The organism is Pseudomonas canadensis (assembly GCF_000503215.1).
Classification (GTDB): domain Bacteria; phylum Pseudomonadota; class Gammaproteobacteria; order Pseudomonadales; family Pseudomonadaceae; genus Aquipseudomonas; species Aquipseudomonas canadensis.
This window is the reverse complement of record NZ_AYTD01000017.1, coordinates 149,729-169,789: the sequence shown is the minus strand read 5'-3', so window position 1 is coordinate 169,789 and position 20,061 is coordinate 149,729. Positions and strand designations below refer to the sequence as shown.

The window sequence follows — 20,061 nt, the reverse complement described above, 5'->3', positions numbered from 1 at the left end:
GCCATCACTGAGTGCGTCCTGCGCCGGTTTCTTTGTGTAATCTGAGCTACTGTTAGAACCTCAGGCCCCGCCTGAGCTAAGGCCACCGCCTGCCTGCCAAGGACTTTGAGCATGCCGCGATTCTCTCGTGCCGTTGCTTTGATTGGAGTGTTGCTACTGGTTCAGCCAGCGTTCGCGCAACGTCTGCGCCTGGTAGCGGATGCCTGGCCACCCTTTACCGACGCCACCTTGATCAATGGCGGGCTGGCCACCGATATCGTCAGCACTGCCCTGGCCCGCGCGGGTTATGCCAGTGACTTCGAACAGGTGCCTTGGGCCCGGGCGTTGATGGGCGTGGGCGACGGTCGTTATGACGTTTTGGTGAACGCCTGGTATGACGATGCGCGCACGCAGTTTGGGCAATTCTCCGACGAGTACCTGCTCAACCGCGTGCGTTTCATCAAGCGGCGTGACGATCCCATTGAATTCCAGAACCTTGAGCAACTGCACGACTACCCCATCGCGGTGGTGCGTGGGTATGCCTATTCATCGGCGTTCGATGGCGATGCGCAGTTGCAGAAAGTGCCGGTGCACAATTTCGCCATGGCGGTGCGCATGCTCGCGGCGCAGCGGGTTCGGCTTACGGTGGAGGACGAATATGTGGCGCGTTATTACCTGTCGCGTGAATCGACTCGGGTGCGCAATTCGGTGGAGTTTTTACCCAAGCCGTTGAGCGAAAACAGCCTGCATATCCTGGTGAGTTTGAAGAACCCCGAGCATGAACAGATCGTCGCCAGCTTTGATCGAGAGATTGCCAAGATGAAGGCCGATGGCAGTTATGCGCGGTTGATGAAGCAGCATGGGATGTAGCGGCCTAAGCCGCGCTGGTGTCCTTGATCAGGTGCGCCGCCAGCGTGCGCAACGGCCCCAGTTGACGACAAATCAATGCCAATTGCGTCTGCACCAATCGCTGCCCCTCATCGATCTCATCCGGCATCTGCTCCAGGTCGGCTGCCAACGCTTCCTCGGCATCGCTCTGGATCGCAATCGGCTGCTTGTTGGCCAATCCCGTGGCGATTTCATCGATGCTTGCCGCCAAGGTATTCCCGGCGCCATCGATCAGATGTTCACGCACCTCGGCCGGCAACTGGGTTTCGCGGTGCGCGCCCAGCCCTGACAAATAGCTGAGCAACGTGTGCGACAGCACCAGGAAGCGGAAGCCCACATCCGCCTCCTTACGGAAGTGCCCAGGCTCCATCAACATGTTCGCCAGGGTGGTCGACAGCGCCGCATCGGCGTTGTGTGCATTGCGTCGGGCCAGACGGTAGGCCAGGTCGTCGCTTTTGCCGGCGGCGTACTGCTGCATGATCTGGCGCAGGTAGATGCTGTTGCAGGTCAGGGTGTTGGCCAACACCTTGTTCAAGCGGCGGCCCTGCCAGTCCGGCAGGAACAGGAATACCGCCAGGCCCGCAATCAAGCTGCCGAGCAGGGTATCGAACAGACGCGGCAGGAACAGCCCGTAACCGTCACCCACCTGGTTGAAGCAGAACAGCACCATCAGCGTGATAGCGGCGGTGGCCAGGGTGTAGCGGGTGGTGCGGTTGATAAAGAACACCAGGCCGGCGGCGATGGCGAACATCGACTGCACCAACGGGCTCGGGAACAGATCGAACAGCGCCCAGGCCACAGTAAGGCCGATGGCGGTGCCGATGATCCGCTGGCCGAGCTTGCGCCGCGTGGCGCCGTAGTTCGGTTGGCACACGAACAGCGTGGTCAGGATGATCCAGTAGCCTTGGGAGGCGTGAATCGCATGCAACATGCCGTAGCCCACGGTCAGCGCCAGGGAAAGGCGCAGGGCATGGCGGAACAGCAACGAGGTGGGCGTCATCTGCGTACGCAGGCGCGTCCACATTTCCTTGAGGTTGCGCGGGGCGCGGTCCAGCAGGTTGCTGTCGGTGGCGTCCGCCAGGCTGTCGGGGTTGCTGGCGTCGCCCAGCAGGCGGTCCAGGGTGGACAAGTTGGCCGCCAGCGCGCGCAACGAGCGCAGCAGGCCGCGCCAGGCCGGGTTGCTCTGGATGCGCAGGTGTTCCAGGGAGGCGTTCAAATCGCCCAAGGCTTCGGCGAAGCTGTCGTCATAGATGAACGGCTGGCGCAGCTGGATCGACTCGGCCAGGGCCTGGCACGCCTTGCCCTGCTGGCGCAGCAGGCGCTGGCAACGGAACAGCACATCGCTGTGGAAGAAGGCCTCGGCCAGGGCGTTGTAGGGGTAGTGGGACGAGCTGGCGCGTTCGTGGATGTCTTGGGCGAGGAAGTACAGCTTGAGGTAGCGGCTGACTTTCGAGCCAGGGCGACCATTGCCCACGCGGTGCAGGATGATTTCCTTCGCCGCATTCAGCGCGGCCACAACCCGCCCATTTTGCTGGGCCAGTTCCAGGCGACGCGCTTCCACGTCCAGCTGGCGAATCGGCTCGAACAGCGACGACTTGAGCTTGAGGTAACGCCCCAGCTCGCGAAACAACCGCGCCAGGCTTTGCTGCACCGGCTGGTTGGAAAACAGCGCCTGCCACAGCACCGACAGTGCGCCGTACCAGGCCGCACCGGCCACCAGCAGCAGCGGCTCGTGCCAGAAGTCGGAAACGGCGCCGCCACGCTGGTCCACGCCGATCATGGTGTACACCGACAGGATCAGCGTTGCCGATGCGATCGCGCCATAGCGCTCGCCCAAGGCGCCGAGCATGGTCAGGCAGAAGGTGGCCAGGGCCAGGGAGATCGCGAAAATCCAGGGATAAGGGAACAGCAGCTCCACCGACAGCGCGGCAATGCTGAAACACACCAGCGTCACCGCCAGGGCATTGAGACGGCCTTGCCAACTGTCATCGGTCTCGGCCAGGGCGCTGGCGATAATCCCCAGGAACAATGGGATCAGCAGCGTCATTTCATCCTGATACCAGCACAGCGCCATGCTGCCGGTGAGGGCGATGAACACCCGAATGCTGTAACTGAATTTATCCAGCGCCCACAGGCGCCGCATGGACTGCTTGAACGAGGTCGATGACATGAAGTCTGGAGTCTTCCGGGACGATGCCGCTAAATTGAGCTATCAAGGACGCCACGGCAAGCGTGGCGATCACATCCAACAGCAAAATTTATTCCACTGCGCCGATCAGGCGTACTGCGCCGCCGCGTAACCCGAAGCCCAGGCCCACTGGAAGTTGAAGCCACCCAGGTGACCGGTCACATCCAGCACTTCACCGATAAAGTACAGACCGGGGCTTTTCAGCGATTCCATGGTCTTGGACGACACTTCCCGTGTGTCCACACCACCCAGCGTGACTTCCGCCGTGCGATAACCCTCGGTGCCTGCCGGCACCAATTGCCAGTTGCCGAGTTTTTGCGCGATGTCGGCAATTTCGGCGTGGGTGTACTGCTTCATCGGCTTGGACGCAAACCAGGTGTCCGCCAGCAGGTTGGCCATCTTCTTGGTGAAGATCTCGCCCAGCAGGGTTTTCAGCTCGCTGTTGGGACGCTCGACCTGTTGCTGTTGCAGCCAAGTGTGGGCGTCATGGTCGGGCAGCAGGTTGATTTCCACCGTGTCGCCGGATTCCCAATACGAAGAAATCTGCAGGATCGCCGGCCCACTCAGGCCGCGGTGGGTGAACAGGATGTTTTCGCGAAAGCTCTGGCCGTTGCAGCTCACCAGGCAATCCACCGACGTGCCCGACAACTCGCCGCACAAGTCCTTGAGCTGATCGGTGATGGTGAACGGTACCAGCCCGGCGCGCGTCGGCAGCAGTTCGTGGCCGAATTGCTTGGCCACCTGATAACCAAAACCGGTGGCGCCCAGGGTGGGAATCGACAGGCCGCCGGTGGCGATCACCAGGGATTCGCAGCGCAGCTCACCCAGGGTGGTCTGCAACTGGTAGCCGCTGTCGAGCTTGGCGATTTCCTGGATCGATGTGTCCAGATGCAGGCTCACGCCGACCTGGATGCACTCATCGAGCAGCATGCCGAGGATGTCGCTGGACTTGTTATCGCAGAACAGTTGGCCGAGCTTCTTCTCGTGGTACGGCACGCCGTGCTTGGCCACCAGCCCGATAAAGTCCCATTGGGTGTAGCGGGCCAGGGCGGATTTGCAGAAATGCGCGTTATGCGAGAGGAAGTTGGCCGGCTCGGTGTACATATTGGTGAAATTGCAGCGGCCACCACCGGACATCAGGATCTTCTTGCCGGCCTTGTTGGCATGGTCGATCAACATCACCTTGCGTCCACGCCCGGCGGCGGTCAGGGCGCACATCAAGCCTGCGGCGCCGGCGCCAATGATCACAACTTCGGTCGAGCGCACAGCAGTGTCCTCACAAAAACTTGATATGAAATGCAATTGAATGTGGGAGAGGGCTGTTGTGGTGAGCGGGCTTGCCCCGCGCTGGAGTGCGTAGCGCTCCCAAGATTTTGGGGCTGCTTCGCAACCCAGCGCGGGGCAAGCCCGCTCACCACAGCAAGTCCGCTCCCACAATGGGTCTCCATTGGATTGGAGAGTGTTACAAAATTCGTACGCGCAACGAGCGGCCCTTGATCTTGCCGTCGTTCAAGCGCTGCAATGCCTGCTTGGCGATCCCGCGCTCCACGGCCACGAAGGCCTGGAAATCAAAGATCGCGATCTTGCCGACCTGGGCACCCGGGATGCCCGCTTCACCGGTCAGTGCGCCAAGGATGTCGCCTGGACGAACCTTGTCTTTACGCCCGGCCGCAATGCACAGGGTGCTCATCTGTGGCAGCAACGGACCACCGCTTTGCGGCTTGAGGTTGTCCAGTTGGTCCCAGTTCAACGGCGACTTCTGCAGTTGCTCGATGGCCTGGGCGCGGTGCGCTTCGGACGGGGCGACCAGGCTGATGGCAATCCCGGTCTCACCGGCGCGACCGGTACGGCCGACGCGGTGGATGTGGATTTCCGAGTCGCGGGCCAATTCGACGTTGATCACCATGTCCAGCGAATCAATGTCCAAACCACGGGCGGCAACGTCGGTAGCGACCAGCACTGAGGTACTGCGGTTGGCGAACATCGCCAGCACCTGGTCACGGTCGCGCTGTTCCAGGTCGCCATGCAGGCCGACGGCGGAAATACCCTTGGACGTCAGGTGATCCACGGTTTCCTGCACTTGCTGCTTGGTGAAGCAGAACGCCACGCAGGAGGCCGGGCGGAAATGCGCCAGGACTTTGGTCACCGCGTCCATGCGCTCTTCCGGCGAGATCTCGAAGAAACGCTGCTCGATCTGGTCATCGGAGTGGAACGCTTCGGCTTTCACTTGCTGCGGCGCGCGCATGAACTTGGAGGCCAACTGCTTGATGCTCACCGGGTAGGTGGCCGAGAACAGCAGAGTCTGGCGGCGCGGCGGGGTCTTGCTGATGATGTCTTCGATGGCGTCGTAGAAACCCATGTCGAGCATGCGGTCGGCTTCGTCGAGGATCAGCGTGTTCAGGCCGTCGAGTACCAGCGAGCCCTTGCGCAAGTGCTGCTGGATACGGCCTGGCGTGCCGACGATAACGTGGGCGCCGTGTTCCAAGGAAGCGATCTGCGGGCCAAGGGACACGCCGCCGCACAGGGTCAGCACCTTGATGTTGTCTTCGGCACGGGCCAGACGGCGGATTTCCTTGGCGACCTGGTCGGCCAGCTCACGGGTCGGGCACATCACCAGGGCCTGGCAGCCGAAGTAGCGCGGGTTGATCGGGTTCAACAGGCCGATGCCGAAGGCGGCGGTCTTGCCGCTGCCAGTCTTGGCCTGGGCAATCAGGTCCAGCCCCTTGAGGATCACCGGCAAGCTTTGCGCCTGGATCTGCGTCATCTCGACATAACCCAGCGAGTCGAGGTTAGCCAGCATGGCGGCGGACAGGGGCAAAGTATTAAAAGCGGTGGCGATGGTAGTCACGGGACTGGCTCTGCAAAACAAAATGTCGCGCAGTGTACCAGCCCTGTGGGATTTTCCCCGCAAGTTCTAGACGAGAAGCCTGTTAATGCTCGATATGCTGCTCGGGACTGGCTGCACGCTTGCCGTCTTTTGGCGACAGTTGCAGGAAGATCGCCGCCGCCAGCATCGCCATGATGCCCACCGTGAGGAAGGTCAGTTGGAACGCGCCGAGGACCGTGCTCACGCCGTCATTGCCGGTTTCAGCGGTAAATCCGCCGAGCAGTGCACCGGCGCAGGCGACCCCGAGGCTCAACGACAACTGCGCCACCACCGACAGCAAACTGTTGCCGCTGCTGGCCTGGGCGTCATCGAGGTCGATCAGGGTGACGGTGTTCATCGCGGTGAATTGCAGCGAGTTGATCGCTCCCAATACCGCCAGCATGCCCAGTAGCAGCGGGTAGGGCGTGTGTTCCGTGACCAATCCCATGCTCGCCAGCATGATGCCCAGCGCCAGGGTGTTGCCAGTCAGCACGATGCGGTAGCCCAAGCGTTCGATCAGCGGGCGTGCCACGGACTTGGCAAACATCGCCGCCGCCGCCAGGGGCAGCATGCTCATGCCGGCTTCCGACGGTGAATACCCCAGCGCCACTTGCAACAGCAGCGGCACCAGGAACGGCAGGGCGCCGCTGCCCAGCCGCGCGAACAGGTTGCCGAGGATGCCCACGGCAAAGGTGCGGGTCTTGAACAACACCGGCGAGAACAGTGGGTTATCGATATGCCCGGCGCGCAGCCAATATGCCGCCAGGCACGCGAGGCCGCCGAACAGCAGCAACATCACCCGCAGGTGCGGCAAGTGCAGCTCGCCCAGGCCTTCCATGGCGATGGTGATCAACACCATCGCGGCGCCAAACAGCAGGAAGCCGATCCCGTCGAAGCGCGTGCGTTCACTGCCACGCAGGTCGGGGATGAATTTCCACACGGCGTAGCAGCCGATCATGCCCACCGGCAGGTTGATCAGGAAGATCCAGTGCCACGTCAGGTATTGCACCATCCAGCCGCCCATGGTCGGGCCGAGCAACGGGCCGAGCAAACCGGGAATGGTGATGAAGCCCATGATGCGCACCAGTTCGGAGCGCGGATACGCACGCAACACCACCAGCCGGCCCACGGGCAGCATCAGCGCACCGCCCAGGCCTTGGATCACCCGAGCGCCCACCAGCATGGTCAAGCTGCTGGACAGCGCGCACAGCAGTGAGCCAATGCTGAACAGCATGATTGCGCCGAAGAAGATTTTCTTGGTGCCGAAGCGGTCGGCGATCCAGCCCGAGGCCGGGATCAGCAAGGCGACGGTGAGCATGTAGGCGATCACCACCCCTTGCATGCGCAGCGGGTTTTCCGCGAGGTCCCGGGCCATGGCCGGTAATGCCGTGTTGAGGATCGTCCCGTCCAGCGACTGCATGAAGAAGGCAATCGCGACCACCCAGGGGAGCCAGCGGGCGGTCTTGGCATCGAGCGGGACGCGGTTCGGCATGGAAACCCTTTTTGGTTAGCAGGCTATGTGTTGGCGATTATGCGCCATTCGTCGCGCGTTTTCCCACCAGGAAATCCAGCAGTTCACGGTGCACCGCCACGGCGGCTTCGTTGGATTCAAGGTCGAGCAAGTGGCCAGTATGTTCGGCCACAGCAAAACTGCTGCGCCCCACGTATTGCTTGAACAACTGGGCCTCGGCGGCGGGGGTGTATTCGTCCAGGGCGCCGTTGAGGAAGTGCACCGGCGTTTCAATCTGCCGCAGTGCCGGCAGGTAGTTGCCATCGCCCAAGGCCAACACTTGGTGGATATGAAAACGCGCCTGGCGGTATTCGGTGGTGGCCATGGTCGACAAGTGCCGGTGGTTGTTGCGCTTGAGCCGGGGCGACAAATACTTGCCCACGGTTTCATTGAGCAAGTGGCCGACGGCGGACTTGTCGTCCGCTTCGATCAATACGCGTACACGTTCCACATAGTCGAGCATGGCTTGGTTGAGGTTGGGCGCGAGGGCCATCACCACTGAGCTTTCGATGGAGGGTGGGTTGTGCGCCAGGGTCAGCAACGTGGAGATGCCGCCCCAGGAGGCCGACACCAGATGGTTGACCTGGAAGCGCTCGACCAGGGCGCGCAGCATCTGCACCTCGTCGTCCTTGGTCACCAGGTCAAGGTCAGTGTTGTGTTCGCGGGAATAGCCGGAGAACGGCAGGTCGAACAGCAACACATTGAAGTGCTCGGCCAGGCATTTGCTGGTGCGAGCGAAGGAGCGCGTAGTGGACAGCGCGCCGTTGACCATCAAGACGGTCTTCTTTTGCGAATCGTTTCCTAGTTGCTCAACATGAACGTTGTAGTGCTTGAACAGCTTTTCAATGACAAAACTTCCATGGTTCATGTCAACGCTCCAGCTTGCCCTTCCCGGGCAAGGTCGTGCTCTCGTGGGTGAGGGTGGCGGGATGCCACTAACCCTTATAACGAGGTTTTTTAAGCGCGACAACTGAGCACGCTGGAGCAAGCGTGAGATGGGATTTGACGGTAGGAAGGATTGAGTCGAGGTGTCGGAAGTAACCGCAAGACAGTGTGGGAGCGGGCTTGCTCGCTCCCACAAGGGTTTTGTATTTACAAGGTTAAGGTCAGGCGTTTGACCAAGGCCCCTGGCAGCAGATTTGAGGCGGTGTTGCGCTGGCTGTAGGTGCTGGCCGACAGCAGCAGTTCCCGATCAGCGGTCAGGGCTTCCAACTGCGCGCCGAGCAGGTTGTAGACGCTGTCATCAAAACGCATGGTGCTGACCGGCGCCTTGATCTCGCCGTCTTCCACCCAGAAGGTGGCGAAGCGCGTCATGCCGGTCAGGCGGGCCGCCGGCAGGTCAGAATAGTTCAGGTACCACAGGTTGCTGATGTACAACCCGGTGCCCAACTGCTTGAGGATATCGGCCTGGGCCAGGCTGCCCGCCGCCATTTGCAATGCGCTGGGCGATTCATCGCTGCTTGCGCCGTTAGTGCTCAAACCATATTCAGCCGCGCTGCGCGAGTTGATCAATTGGCCGTCGGCTTTCCCCGCCTTGATCAGCGTGACGTCGCCGCGCGGGTAACCTTCGGTGGAAAACGCCTGGCTCAGGGAGCCGCTGATCTGTTCCGCTACTGTCACCAGCGGGCTCAGGGACTGTTCGCCGGCATACAGCTTTTGCAGCGAACTGCCCTTGCTGGCGATGGCTTGGGCGGAAAACCCGCCCCAGGTGATGATGCTGATGATTTCTTCAATCGCCGCCGGGGCGAAGTAGGCGCGATAGTGTCCGGGGGCCAGCTTGTGCAGTGGACGGCCGAGGAACTCAAGCTGCTCGCGGGCCTGCTGGAAGCGCGCGGCAAACTCGGCGCTGTCCCAAGTGTGCCCGGCGTAGCTGGCCTTTACCGCTTCGCCATTGGCGTGGAACAGACTGAAGTCGAAGTTGAAGCTATTGGCCTGGTGCCAGCCGAAGGCGCCCGATGAACTGGCAAAGCCCCGGCTGATGGGGCCGGACGCATAAAAGCCGACCAGGTCCACGCCTTGGGCGGCCCGGCTGATGTCTTCCAGTACCTGGGCCAGTTCCGGCAGCGGGCGAGTTTGTTCGTTGTTGCTTTGCCAGGCGTTGTGGTTCAGCAGCAGGTACGGGTCTTGTGGCAGCAGCGGCAGGGTTTCGCGCAACTGTTGCAGGCCATCGGCCAAACGCTGGCGGTCCAGCTCGGGCTCGCCGGCAAGGGTGATGCCGAGGTCGGCGTGGCGGCCATCGTTGATCAGTTTCAGGTTGAGGCTGGCCTGTTGCACCTGGCCCGCCTGGCGCACCTTGGCGTGATTGAAGCGCACGAATTCGGACGCTTCATCCGCATAGCCGAGGTGGAATTGTTCATTGTCGGTGATGGCGTGTTTGAGCCACTCCACCAATGCCTTGAAGTTGTTCATCAGGCGTCTCCCCCAAATACGTCGACATCACTGAATACGCAGGCCGGCGACGCATGGCCGACGCGGATCACCTGATTGGGTTCGCCTTTGCCGCAGTTCGGCGTGCCCAGGACCTTGAAGGTGCTGGCGTCACCGACCGCGCTGAGGTTGCGCCAGAAGTTGGCAGAAATGGCGCGGTAGTTAGGGTTCTTCACCACACCTTTCAGCTCGCCGTTCTCGATCAATTGACCCCATTCGCAGCCGAACTGGAATTTGTTGCGCGCATCGTCGATGGACCATGAGCGGTTGGTCGACATCAGGATGCCGCTTTCAATACCGCCGATCAGTTGTGCCAGGCTCTTGTCGCCCGCTTCGATGTTCAGGTTGGCCATGCGGTCGATGGGCGCACGGTTCCAACTGCTGGCCCGGCTATTGGCCACGCCGCTCATACCCGAACGGAATTGCGACAGCGCACCGCCCAGCGGTTTGAGCAGCAACCCTTCGCGGATCAGAAACTGCTTGCTGGCGGGCGTGCCGTCGTCGTCATGACTGTAGCTGGCGAGTTGCTCTGGGATGTCCGGGTCGAACGTGACGTTGAGCAACTTGGAGCCATAGTGCAGATGGCCGAAGTCGCTGGCCTTCACAAAACTGGTGCCGGCGTAATTGCGCTCGTCACCCAGGATGCGGTCCAGCTCCAGCGGGTGGCCGATGGATTCGTGGATCTGCAGGATCATCTGGTCAGGCATCAGCAACAGGTCGCGCGGGCCGTTGGGGGTGTTGGGCGCGAGCAGCAGTTGCAGGGCTTCGTCGGCAATGCGTGGCGCTGCGCCGACCAGGCCGAAGCGGCTGATCACATCAAAGCCACCTTGCTGGCCGAAGTTGCTGCCGCCCAGGGTGCGGCTCTGGCTGTCGTTGCCATCGTAGGCCGTGACATTGACGCCGGGGAACACGAAGCGCTGGGCTTGGCGCAGCTCGGCGCCGGCGTTGTTGAGGTAGATCTGCTCGACGTGTGTCAGGCCGAGGCTGACTTCCCAGCTCACCAGGCGCTCGTCCTTGGGCACAGCGGCGGATTCGTCGCCCAGCAATTGGTAGCAGTCGCTCAGGGACGGGAAAGGCTGATTGAGTTCGGGGGACAGGTAGTCCGCCACATCGCTGGAGACATGCTGGTCACGCAGGTCGAGCAGGGCGTGGGGTTTGATCAACCGGGCTTGCTGTTCGGCACGCTCAAGGGCGGCTTGCAGGCCAGGCAGGGATAGATCGTTGGTCGCCGCGTAGGCTTCCACACCGTTGAGACGCACGGTGAGCATGGCGCCTTCGTCGTGGTTCAGGTGCGGTGGTTCAGCGACGTTTTTGCGTACGGCCAGGTATTGGCCGGACTCGCGTACGTAGCGAAGCGAGAAGAATTCGGCGCGCGTGCGCAGGGCTGTGAAGTGTTTTTTGAGTGTGGCGTGGTGGTCGAACATGGGGCCTTCCTTGTGGGCGGCTCGTCGCGGGCAGGCAAACAGAGTAGGCCTGGGCTGGGAGCTGATCAAGGAAAGGCAACCATTTGTGTAGCTTGAGCTTATTGTGGTGAGCAGGCTTTTTGTGGTGAGCGGGCTTGCCCCGCGCTGGAGTGCGAAGCGCTCCCAAGATTTTTGGGGCCGCTGCGCAGCCCAGCGCGGGGCAAGCCCGCTGACCACACACACACAAAGCCTGTTGGCCACAAGGTTCAGCGTTATTGCGCCGAAGGGCCCACTTCACGCATCGGCTTGCCACGCACCGGCGCATCGCCCGCCACGTAGTAGTCGGCGGTGCTGCGCGGCAGCGGCTGGCGGCCACGGATCTTGTCGGCGATTTTCTCGGCGATCATGATCGTCGGCGCGTTCAGGTTACCGGTGGTGATGATCGGCATGATCGACGCATCCACAACGCGTAGGCCCTGCATGCCATGCACGCGGCCTTCGCCGTCCACTACGGCCATCTCATCGGTGCCCATCTTGCACGAGCAGGACGGGTGGAACGCAGTCTCGGCGTGCTCGCGGATGAACTTGTCGAGCTGCTCATCGGTTTGCACGTCAATGCCGGGGCTGATCTCGCGGCCACGGTACTGGTCGAGTGCCGGCTGCTGCATGATTTCACGGGTCAGGCGGATGCCGTCGCGGAATTCCTGCCAGTCCTGCTCGGTGGCCATGTAGTTGAAGAGGATGCTCGGGTAGTCCCGTGGGTTCTTCGACTTCAATTGCACGCGACCACGGCTTGGGGAACGCATGGAGCCCATGTGCGCCTGGAAACCGTGCTCTTTCACACCGTTGCTGCCGTTGTAGTTAATCGCCACCGGCAGGAAGTGGTACTGGATGTTCGGCCATTCGAATTCTTCACGGGTACGGATGAAACCGCCCGCTTCGAACTGGTTGCTGGCGCCAATGCCGGTGCCGTTGAACAGCCACTCGGCGCCGATCGCCGGCTGGTTGTACCAGAGCAGCGACGGGTACAGCGACACGGGCTGAGTGCACGCATATTGCAGGTATAGCTCAAGGTGGTCCTGCAGGTTTTCGCCGACGCCTGGCAGGTCGTGTACTACCGGGATGTCCAGGCTTTCCAGCAGCTTGGCCGGACCGACACCGGAGCGTTGCAGCAGCTGCGGCGAAGCGATTGCGCCGCTGCACACCAGCACTTCTTTGCGCGCACGGGCTTCAACGCGCTCTTCGGCAGCGCCGATCAGGTAACGCACGCCAACGGCACGCTTGCCTTCGAACAACACCTTGTCGGTAAGGGCGTGGGTGACGATGGTCAGCGTGGAGCGCTTCTTGGCGGTATCTAGGTAACCGCGTGCGGTGCTGGCGCGACGGCCGTTCGGCGTGACGGTACGGTCCATCGGACCGAAGCCTTCTTGCTGGTAGCCGTTCAAGTCTTCGGTACGCGGGTAACCGGCCTGCACGCCGGCTTCGACCATGGCGTGGAACAGTGGGTTATTGCCGGCTTTCGGCGTGGTCACGCTGACCGGGCCATCGCCACCGTGCCAGTCGTTCGGGCCGATGTCGCGGGTTTCGGCCTTGCGGAAATAGGGCAGGCAGTCGAGGTAGGTCCAGTTTTCCAGGCCTGGCAATTTCGCCCAGTTGTCGTAATCCATGGCGTTGCCACGGATGTAGCACATGCCGTTGATCAGCGAAGAGCCGCCGAGGCCCTTGCCGCGACCGCACTCCATGCGACGGCCGTCCATGTGTGGCTCTGGATCGGTCTCGTACGCCCAGTTGTAGCGGCGGCCTTGCAGTGGGAAGGCCAGGGCGGCTGGCATCTGGGTACGGAAGTCGAGACGGTAGTCCGGGCCGCCGGCTTCCAGCAGCAGGACGGTGACGCCTTCGTCTTCGGTCAGACGGGTCGCCAGGGTGTTACCGGCGGAGCCGGCCCCCACAATGATGTAATCGTATTCTTGGGACATTGGATGCACCCTCTTTGAAGTTGGTCAGGTCAGGCGAGGGCGTTGCCCTCGATCGCCGGCAAGCCAGCTCCTACAGGTCATGCGTAATCCTTGTAGGAGCCCGCTTGCGGGCGATTGGCGGCGCCGCGGTTAGAACACCGAGGCGTAGTCGCCCAACTCAACCTGTACCGATTTGATGCGGGTGAAGTTGTTCAGCGAGCTGATGCCGTTCTCACGGCCAACACCCGACTGCTTGTAGCCACCGACCGGCATCTTCGCGTCGGACTCGCCCCAGGCGTTGATCCAGCAGATACCCGCTTCCAGCTGATGAATCACGCGGTGGGCGCGGTTCAGGTCTTTGGTCACCAGGCCAGCAGCCAGGCCGAAGTCGGTGTCGTTGGCGCGGCGGATCACTTCTTCTTCGGTTTCGTAGGTGAGGATGCTCATCACTGGGCCGAAGATTTCTTCACGCACGATGACCATGTCGTCGGTGCAGTCGGTGAACACGGTCGGGGCCACGAAGGCGCCTTTGGCGAATTCGCCGTCGGTCAGGCGGTCGCCACCGCACAGCAGGCGGGCGCCTTGCTCTTTGCCCTTGGCGATGTAGCCCAACACGCTTTCCATGTGGGCAAAGCTGACCAGCGGACCGAAGTTGGTGTTTTCGTCTTCCGGGTTGCCAACGCGAATGCGCGCGACACGCTCAACGATCTTGGCTTCGAACGCAGCTTGCAGGTGCTTCGGTACGAACACGCGAGTGCCGTTGGTGCAGACCTGGCCGGAGCTGTAGAAGTTGGCCATCATCGCGGTGTCGGCGGCGCGGTCGAGGTCGGCGTCATCGAAGATGATCAGCGGGGACTTACCGCCCAGTTCCATGGTCACGTCTTTGAGCGAAGAGCTGGAAGCGCTGGCCATGACTTTCTTGCCGGTGTCGGTGCCACCGGTGAACGAGACTTTCTCGATGCGCGGGTGTTCGGTCAGCCAGGTGCCGACTTCACGGCCGCTGCCGGTCAGCACGTTGAACACGCCTGCCGGAACGCCGGCTTCGGTGTAGATCTCGGCCAGTTTCAGGGTGGTCAGCGAGGTGACTTCGCTCGGCTTGAAGATCATCGCGTTACCGGCGGCCAGTGCCGGTGCGGATTTCCACAGGGCGATCTGGATCGGGTAGTTCCACGCGCCGATACCGGCAACCACGCCCAGCGGCTCACGGCGGGTGTAGACGAACGAGGTATCACGCAGTGGGATCTGCTCGCCTTCGATGGCTGGCACCAGGCCTGCGTAGTATTCCAGCACGTCAGCGCCGGTGACGATGTCGACGTACTTGGTTTCGGAGAAGGATTTACCGGTGTCCAGGGTTTCCAGGGCGGCCAGTTCGTCGTTGCGCTCGCGCAGGATGTCGACGGCACGACGCAGGATGCGCGAACGCTCCATGGCGGTCATGGCGGCCCAGATTTTCTGGCCTTTTTCGGCGCTGACCACGGCACGTTCAACGTCTTCTTTAGTGGCGCGTTGCACTTGGGCGAGAACTTCACCGTTAGCCGGGTTGATGGCGTCGAAGGTGGCATCGCTGCCAGCGTCGCTGTAACCGCCGTCAATGTAGAGTTTTTGCAGGTCGAAACGGGCCATAAAGTCCTCGCAAGTGCATAAGTGGTTGGCGTTAACCGCCGAACAGTGGGCCATAAGGGTGTGGCAACACTGAGCGGCAGCAGTTCAGGGGTTGAGCGGTTGTGTGTGCTCTAACTCACCTGCTTGGCCAATTGGAAATCCATGTATTCGTAAGCGATCCGTTGCGCCTGCGCCGTGTCGAAAGCGTCTCCCGACAGGGCGCCGCGCAACCACAAACCGTCGATCAGGGCCGCCAGGCCTCGGGCTGCTTTGCGTGCGTGCGGCAGCGGCAGCACTCGGCGGAACTGGCAGCACAGGTTGGAATACAGACGTTGATCGTTGATCCGCTGCAACCTGTGCAATGACGGGTGGTGCATGCTGGTGGCCCAGAAGGCCAGCCAGGTTTTCATTGCCGGGCCGTTGACCTGGCTGGCATCGAAGTTGCCCTCGATGATCACCTGAAGGTGCGCCCGTGGGCTGTCATCCTTCAGTGCGAGCCTGCGTTCGTGGACGTTCTCGATCAGCACATTCATCAAGTACCGCATCGTCGCGGCGATCAGGCCGTTCTTGTCCTGAAAGTAGTGACTGATGATGCCGTTCGAGACGCCGGCCAAACGGGCGATCAGCGCAATGCTGGCATCTCCCATTCCGACCTGATCGATGGCCGTTAGCGTGGCTTCGATCAACTGCTGGCGGCGTATGGGTTGCATACCGACCTTGGGCATGTAGCACCTCTCCTTAGGCCTGCCGATGGGCGATCAACGTCCGTCGGCTTGAGGGCCAGTCTATTTTGTTTTGATTGAACGTTCAATCAACAAAGAATAAGATCTGCGACAAATGGTCGCGTCCTACAGGTATTTCCTACATGTAGTCACGACATCTGGCACCTGGTTAAACCCCTGAAACGTCCCTGGGCACTGCGCTCATGGGGTGCAGGGATTTAAGGGGTGTCTTTATAACACCCGTCCGTCGACTGCCGAAAAATCGATGTCCCGGGATAACCGTTGCCTTGTGTTTCTCTCTCGCACTGCCCGGAGCATCTGCGCCATGAGTTCTGCCTCTCTTATAAAGACCCCGCCAGAAAAGGTGCGGGTCAACGGTTGGGTGTTCTACACCTCCACCGCGTTGATTCTGTTGTTGACTGCCATCCTGATCATCGCCCCGCAGGAGGCCGGGCGCATGCTCGGTGTCGCCCAGGCGTGGCTGTCGAAAAGCTTTGGCTGGTACTACATGGTGGTCATCGCCGCCTACCTGGTGTTTGTGGTCGGCCTGGCGTTTTCCTCCTACGGCAAATTGAAACTGGGCAGCAAGGACGACACCCCGGACTTCAGCTACGGCGCCTGGGCCGGCATGTTGTTCTCGTCGGGCATCGGCATTTCGCTGCTGTACTTCGGCGCTTCCGAGCCGCTGGACCACTACTTCAACCCGCCCGAAGGCGCTGCCGCCAGCAATGGCGCCGCACGCCAGGCGCTGCAATTGACCTTCCTGCACTGGGGCTTGCACGGCTGGGCGATCTACGCCCTGGTCGGCCTGGCCGTGGCGTACTTCGCGTATCGCCATAACCAGCCGCTGGCCTTGCGTTCGGCGCTGTACCCGCTGGTGGGCGAGCGTTGGGTGAAAGGCGCGGCCGGCCACGCGGTGGACGGTTTCGGCATGTTCGTGACGCTGCTGGGCCTGGTGACGAACCTGGGGATTGGTTCGATGCAGGTGTCCTCCGGGCTGGAAAACCTGTTCGGCATGGAACACAGCAACACCAACCTGCTGATTGTTATCATCGTGATGAGCACCGTGGCGACCATCGCCGCCGTGTCGGGCGTGGAGAACGGCATCCGCCGCCTGTCCAACCTCAACATCGTGCTGTTCAGCGGCCTGCTGATCTTCGTGCTGCTGTTCGGCCCGACCCTGCACTTGCTCAACGGCTTGGTGCAGAACACCGGTGACTACCTCAACGGCATCATCCTGAAAACCTTCGACCTCTATGTGTACGAAGGCGACGCCGACAAGACCGAGCGCTGGATGGGCCTGTGGACCCTGTTCTACTGGGCGTGGTGGATTTCCTGGGCGCCATTCGTGGGCATGTTCATCGCGCGTATTTCCCGTGGACGCACGGTGCGTGAACTGGTGGCCGGCGTGCTGCTGATCCCGCTGGGCTTTACCCTGGCGTGGCTGTCGATCTTCGGCAACTCGGCCTTGGACCTCGTGCTGAACCACGGTGCGGTGGCGTTGGGCAAGACCGCGCTGGAACAGCCGTCCATGGCCATCTATCAACTGCTCGAGCATTACCCTGCGTCGAAAATCGTCATCGGTGTGTCGATTTTCGTAGGCTTCGTGCTGTTCCTGACCCCGGCGGATTCCGGCGCGGTGATGATGGCCAACCTGTCGTGCAAAGGCGGCAACGTGGACGAAGATGCGCCGCACTGGCTGCGGATCTTCTGGTCGGCGGTGATCACCCTGGTGACCATCGGTCTGTTGTTCGCCGGCAACTTCGAAGCGATGCAGACCATGGTGGTGCTGGCCGGGCTGCCGTTCTCGGTGGTGTTGATCTTCTTTATGTTCGGCTTGCACAAAGCCATGCGCCAGGATGTGGCCATCGAACAGGAGCAGGCGCAACTGGCTGAGCGTGGCCGCCGTGGTTTCAGCGAGCGTTTGACCGCGCTGGACCTGCAGCCGAGCCAAGGCACCGTGCAACGCTTTATGGACAAGCACGTCACCCCGGCGCTGGAAGAAGCGGCGACGGCGTTGCGTGAACAGGGGCTGGAGGTGCAGACACTGCTGGGTAAATCCAAGCGCTGCATCGGTGTGCGCATCGAGATGGAAGAGGGCAACCCGTTTGTCTACGAAGTGAGCCTGGATGCTTACTCGTCGGCCCCGAGCGACCTGCCCGAGGAAGAGCGTACGCGTTACTACCGCGCCGAGGTCTACCTGCACAACGGACCTCAGGAATACGACCTGATGGGCTTCGCCCAGGAACAGATCACCCGGGACGTGCTCGATCAGTTTGAAAGCCATCGGCAGCTCCTTGGCCGTGTCTATAGCTGATACGTGAGGTTCTAACCGTTCCCTTATAGGAGCCGGCTTGCCGGCGATGAGGCCCTCGAGCCTTGCGGCGATCCAACGAACGCCATCGCCGGCAAGCCGACTCCTACACTGGGGTGTGTTATCCGTCATACCGGTAAAACAAAACGCCGCGATCCTCGCGGCGTTTTTGTGTCCGGGGGCTTAGCCCAGGTTCTTGCCTAGCAGGGCATGGTAAAGCTCACTGTCACCCAAGATCCCCACCACCTGGTTGTTGTCATGCAACACCAGCTTGTTCCCGGTGTGATAACGAATCTGCAACGCATCACGCATGCCGATATTCGAATCCACCAGCGTCGGCACTCGGCCCAAACCTTCCACCGCTTGCCCCGGTGCCCAGTTCTGCAAATTCATCACCGCGCCATTCTGACGGGCACCCTTGATGGTGTTGCCTTCGGCCAGGTCCAGCCACGAGTCGCCGCCCGGGTCCAGGCACACCGAACCGTTGACGCGCTTGCAGTTGTCCAGTGTGCGCATCAGGCTGCGCCCGCACAGCACGTTCAGCGGGTTGGTATGCGCGACGAAGGTGCGCACATAGTCGTCCGCCGGGTTCAGCACGATCTCTTCCGGCACGCTGTACTGGATGATCTTGCCGTCTTTCATGATCGCGATGCGGCTGCCCAGTTTGAGCGCCTCGTCGAGGTCGTGGCTCACGAACACGATGGTCTTGCTCAGCTTGCGTTGCAGCTCCAGCAACTCGTCCTGAAGGCCTTGGCGGATCAGCGGGTCGAGGGCGGAGAAGGGTTCGTCCATCAGCAGGATGTCGGCGTCCATTGCCAACGCGCGGGCCAGGCCGACGCGCTGTTGCATGCCGCCGGAGAGTTCGTCCGGCTTCTTGTTGCGCCATTGGGTCAGGCCTACCAGTTCGAGCTTTTCGTCCACCAGCTTGCGCCGGTCCTTCTCCGGACGGCCCTGCATTTCCAGGCCGAAGCTGATGTTCTCGCGCACCGTCAGCCAAGGCATCAGGGCGAATTTCTGGAACACCATGGCGATGCGTTTGGTGCGCATCATTTTCAGCTCGGCAGGTGTGCAGGACGCGATGTCGATCTGGCGACCTTCATGTTCCACAAACAGTTGCCCACGGCTGACGGTGTTGAGGCCATTGATGCAGCGCAACAAGCTGGATTTGCCGGAGCCCGACAGGCCCATCAGCACGCAGATTTCGCCTTTCTCGATATCCAGGCTGGCTTTTTCAACGCCGACAATCTGCCCGGTCTTTTTCAGGATCTCGTTACGGCTCATGCCCTGGTCCAGCAGCTTGAGCGCCTCGCGTGGGTCTTTTGAAAAGATCACGTCGACCTTGTCGAATCGGATAATGCTCATGCATCACCCCCTACTTTAGCGTCGGGTTGTTTGCAAATGCGGTCGAGCATGATGGCCAGCAGCACGATCGCCAGACCGGCTTCAAAGCCCAGGGCGATGTCGGCGGTGTTGAGTGCGTTGACCACGGGTTTGCCGAGGCCGTCGGCGCCCACCAGGGCCGCGATCACCACCATCGATAACGACAGCATGATGCATTGGGTAATGCCGGCGGCAATGCTCGGCATGGCGTGGGGCAGTTCAATGCGCGAGAGCAACTGACGGCGCGAGCAGCCAAAGGCCTTGCCGGCGTCCATCAACTCTTGCGGTACATCACGGATACCCAGGTAGGTCAGACGGATCGGCGCGGCAATCGCGAACACCACCGTGGAAATCAGCCCAGGCACCACACCCAGCCCGAAGAGGGTCAGGGTAGGGATGAGGTAGACGAAGGTCGGTACGGTCTGCATCAGATCGAGCACCGGCCGCATCATGGTGTAGAACAACGGTTTGTGCGCGGCAACAATGCCCAGCGGCACACCGATGACCACGCAGACCAGGGTGGCGAACAGCACTTGCGCCAGGGTCTCCATGGTTTCCTGCCAGTACCCCAGGTTGAGGATCAGCAGGAAGGAGGCGATGACAAAAACAGTCAGTCCCCATTTACGTTGGATAAAGTGAGCCAGCAGCGCAATCAGACCGATCAATGCCAGCGGATTGAACCAGGTCAGCGCGAACGTCACGCCGTGGATCATCGTTTCCAGGGTCGATGCGATTGCGTCGAAGTAGTTGGCGCCGTGTTGGGTCAACCATTCGACGAAGGCAGCGATGTACTGGCCTAGTGGGATTTTCTGTTCAGTCAGCATGGT

14 protein-coding genes are annotated in these 20,061 nt (G+C 61.3%); 2 read left to right on the top strand and 12 right to left on the bottom strand.

The genetic code is table 11. The features are described from left to right. Positions 1-111 precede the first annotated feature (111 nt). A complete protein-coding gene (locus U367_RS0119480) occupies positions 112-849 on the top strand; it encodes a substrate-binding periplasmic protein (RefSeq protein WP_028618251.1) in 738 nt (245 codons plus the stop codon). Between the two features lie 4 nt (positions 850-853). Here U367_RS0119480 and yccS read toward each other — a convergent pair whose 3' ends face one another. The 10 genes from yccS to betI all read right to left on the bottom strand — a co-directional run bounded on the left by yccS (position 854) and on the right by betI (position 15,543). Continuing rightward, complete coding sequence (gene yccS, locus U367_RS0119475) at positions 854-3,037, bottom strand: YccS family putative transporter (RefSeq protein ID WP_028618250.1); 2,184 nt, start codon at positions 3,035-3,037, stop codon at positions 854-856. Positions 3,038-3,142: 105 nt separating this feature from the next. Continuing rightward, a complete protein-coding gene (locus tag U367_RS0119470; protein ID WP_028618249.1) occupies positions 3,143-4,321 on the bottom strand; it encodes a BaiN/RdsA family NAD(P)/FAD-dependent oxidoreductase in 1,179 nt (392 codons plus the stop codon). Positions 4,322-4,517: 196 nt separating this feature from the next. Next, a complete protein-coding gene (dbpA, locus tag U367_RS0119465) occupies positions 4,518-5,855 on the bottom strand; it encodes an ATP-dependent RNA helicase DbpA (RefSeq protein WP_233081520.1) in 1,338 nt (445 codons plus the stop codon). Between the two features lie 130 nt (positions 5,856-5,985). Beyond that, positions 5,986-7,413 (bottom strand): multidrug transporter subunit MdtD, encoded by a 1,428-nt coding sequence (gene mdtD, locus U367_RS0119460; RefSeq protein ID WP_016977771.1) that lies wholly within the window; start codon positions 7,411-7,413, stop codon positions 5,986-5,988. A gap of 37 nt (positions 7,414-7,450) precedes the next feature. Further along, positions 7,451-8,299 carry an alpha/beta fold hydrolase gene (locus U367_RS0119455; protein ID WP_028618248.1) on the bottom strand — a complete coding sequence of 283 codons (849 nt, stop codon included), beginning with the start codon at positions 8,297-8,299 and terminating at the stop codon, positions 7,451-7,453. Between the two features lie 224 nt (positions 8,300-8,523). Beyond that, the gene (locus U367_RS0119450) at positions 8,524-9,840 is read right to left on the bottom strand and encodes a TldD/PmbA family protein (protein ID WP_028618247.1); all 1,317 of its coding nucleotides are present in this window, start codon (positions 9,838-9,840) and stop codon (positions 8,524-8,526) included. Beyond that, a complete protein-coding gene (locus U367_RS0119445; protein ID WP_028618246.1) occupies positions 9,840-11,282 on the bottom strand; it encodes a TldD/PmbA family protein in 1,443 nt (480 codons plus the stop codon). The genes U367_RS0119450 and U367_RS0119445 overlap by 1 nt, the downstream gene beginning before the upstream one ends. A gap of 251 nt (positions 11,283-11,533) precedes the next feature. After that, positions 11,534-13,237: a choline dehydrogenase gene (gene betA / locus U367_RS0119440; RefSeq protein ID WP_028618245.1), complete on the bottom strand. Its 1,704-nt coding sequence runs from the start codon at positions 13,235-13,237 to the stop codon at positions 11,534-11,536. A gap of 129 nt (positions 13,238-13,366) precedes the next feature. Then, the gene (gene betB / locus U367_RS0119435) at positions 13,367-14,839 is read right to left on the bottom strand and encodes a betaine-aldehyde dehydrogenase (protein ID WP_028618244.1); all 1,473 of its coding nucleotides are present in this window, start codon (positions 14,837-14,839) and stop codon (positions 13,367-13,369) included. A gap of 110 nt (positions 14,840-14,949) precedes the next feature. Next, positions 14,950-15,543, bottom strand: coding sequence for a transcriptional regulator BetI (gene betI, locus U367_RS0119430; protein WP_028618243.1), 594 nt, complete (start codon positions 15,541-15,543; stop codon positions 14,950-14,952). Between the two features lie 379 nt (positions 15,544-15,922). Here betI and U367_RS0119425 point away from each other — a divergent pair, with 379 nt between their 5' ends. Beyond that, positions 15,923-17,857, top strand: a complete 1,935-nt coding sequence (locus U367_RS0119425; RefSeq protein ID WP_236317518.1) for a BCCT family transporter — start codon at positions 15,923-15,925, stop codon at positions 17,855-17,857. 180 nt (positions 17,858-18,037) lie between these two features. Here the strand turns inward: U367_RS0119425 and choV are convergent, their stop codons facing one another. After that, positions 18,038-19,216: a choline ABC transporter ATP-binding protein gene (choV, locus tag U367_RS0119420; RefSeq protein WP_028618241.1), complete on the bottom strand. Its 1,179-nt coding sequence runs from the start codon at positions 19,214-19,216 to the stop codon at positions 18,038-18,040. Then, positions 19,213-20,058 carry a choline ABC transporter permease subunit gene (choW, locus tag U367_RS0119415; protein WP_016972877.1) on the bottom strand — a complete coding sequence of 282 codons (846 nt, stop codon included), beginning with the start codon at positions 20,056-20,058 and terminating at the stop codon, positions 19,213-19,215. Before choW ends, choV begins: the two co-directional genes overlap by 4 nt. Between the last annotated feature and the right edge of the window lie 3 nt (positions 20,059-20,061).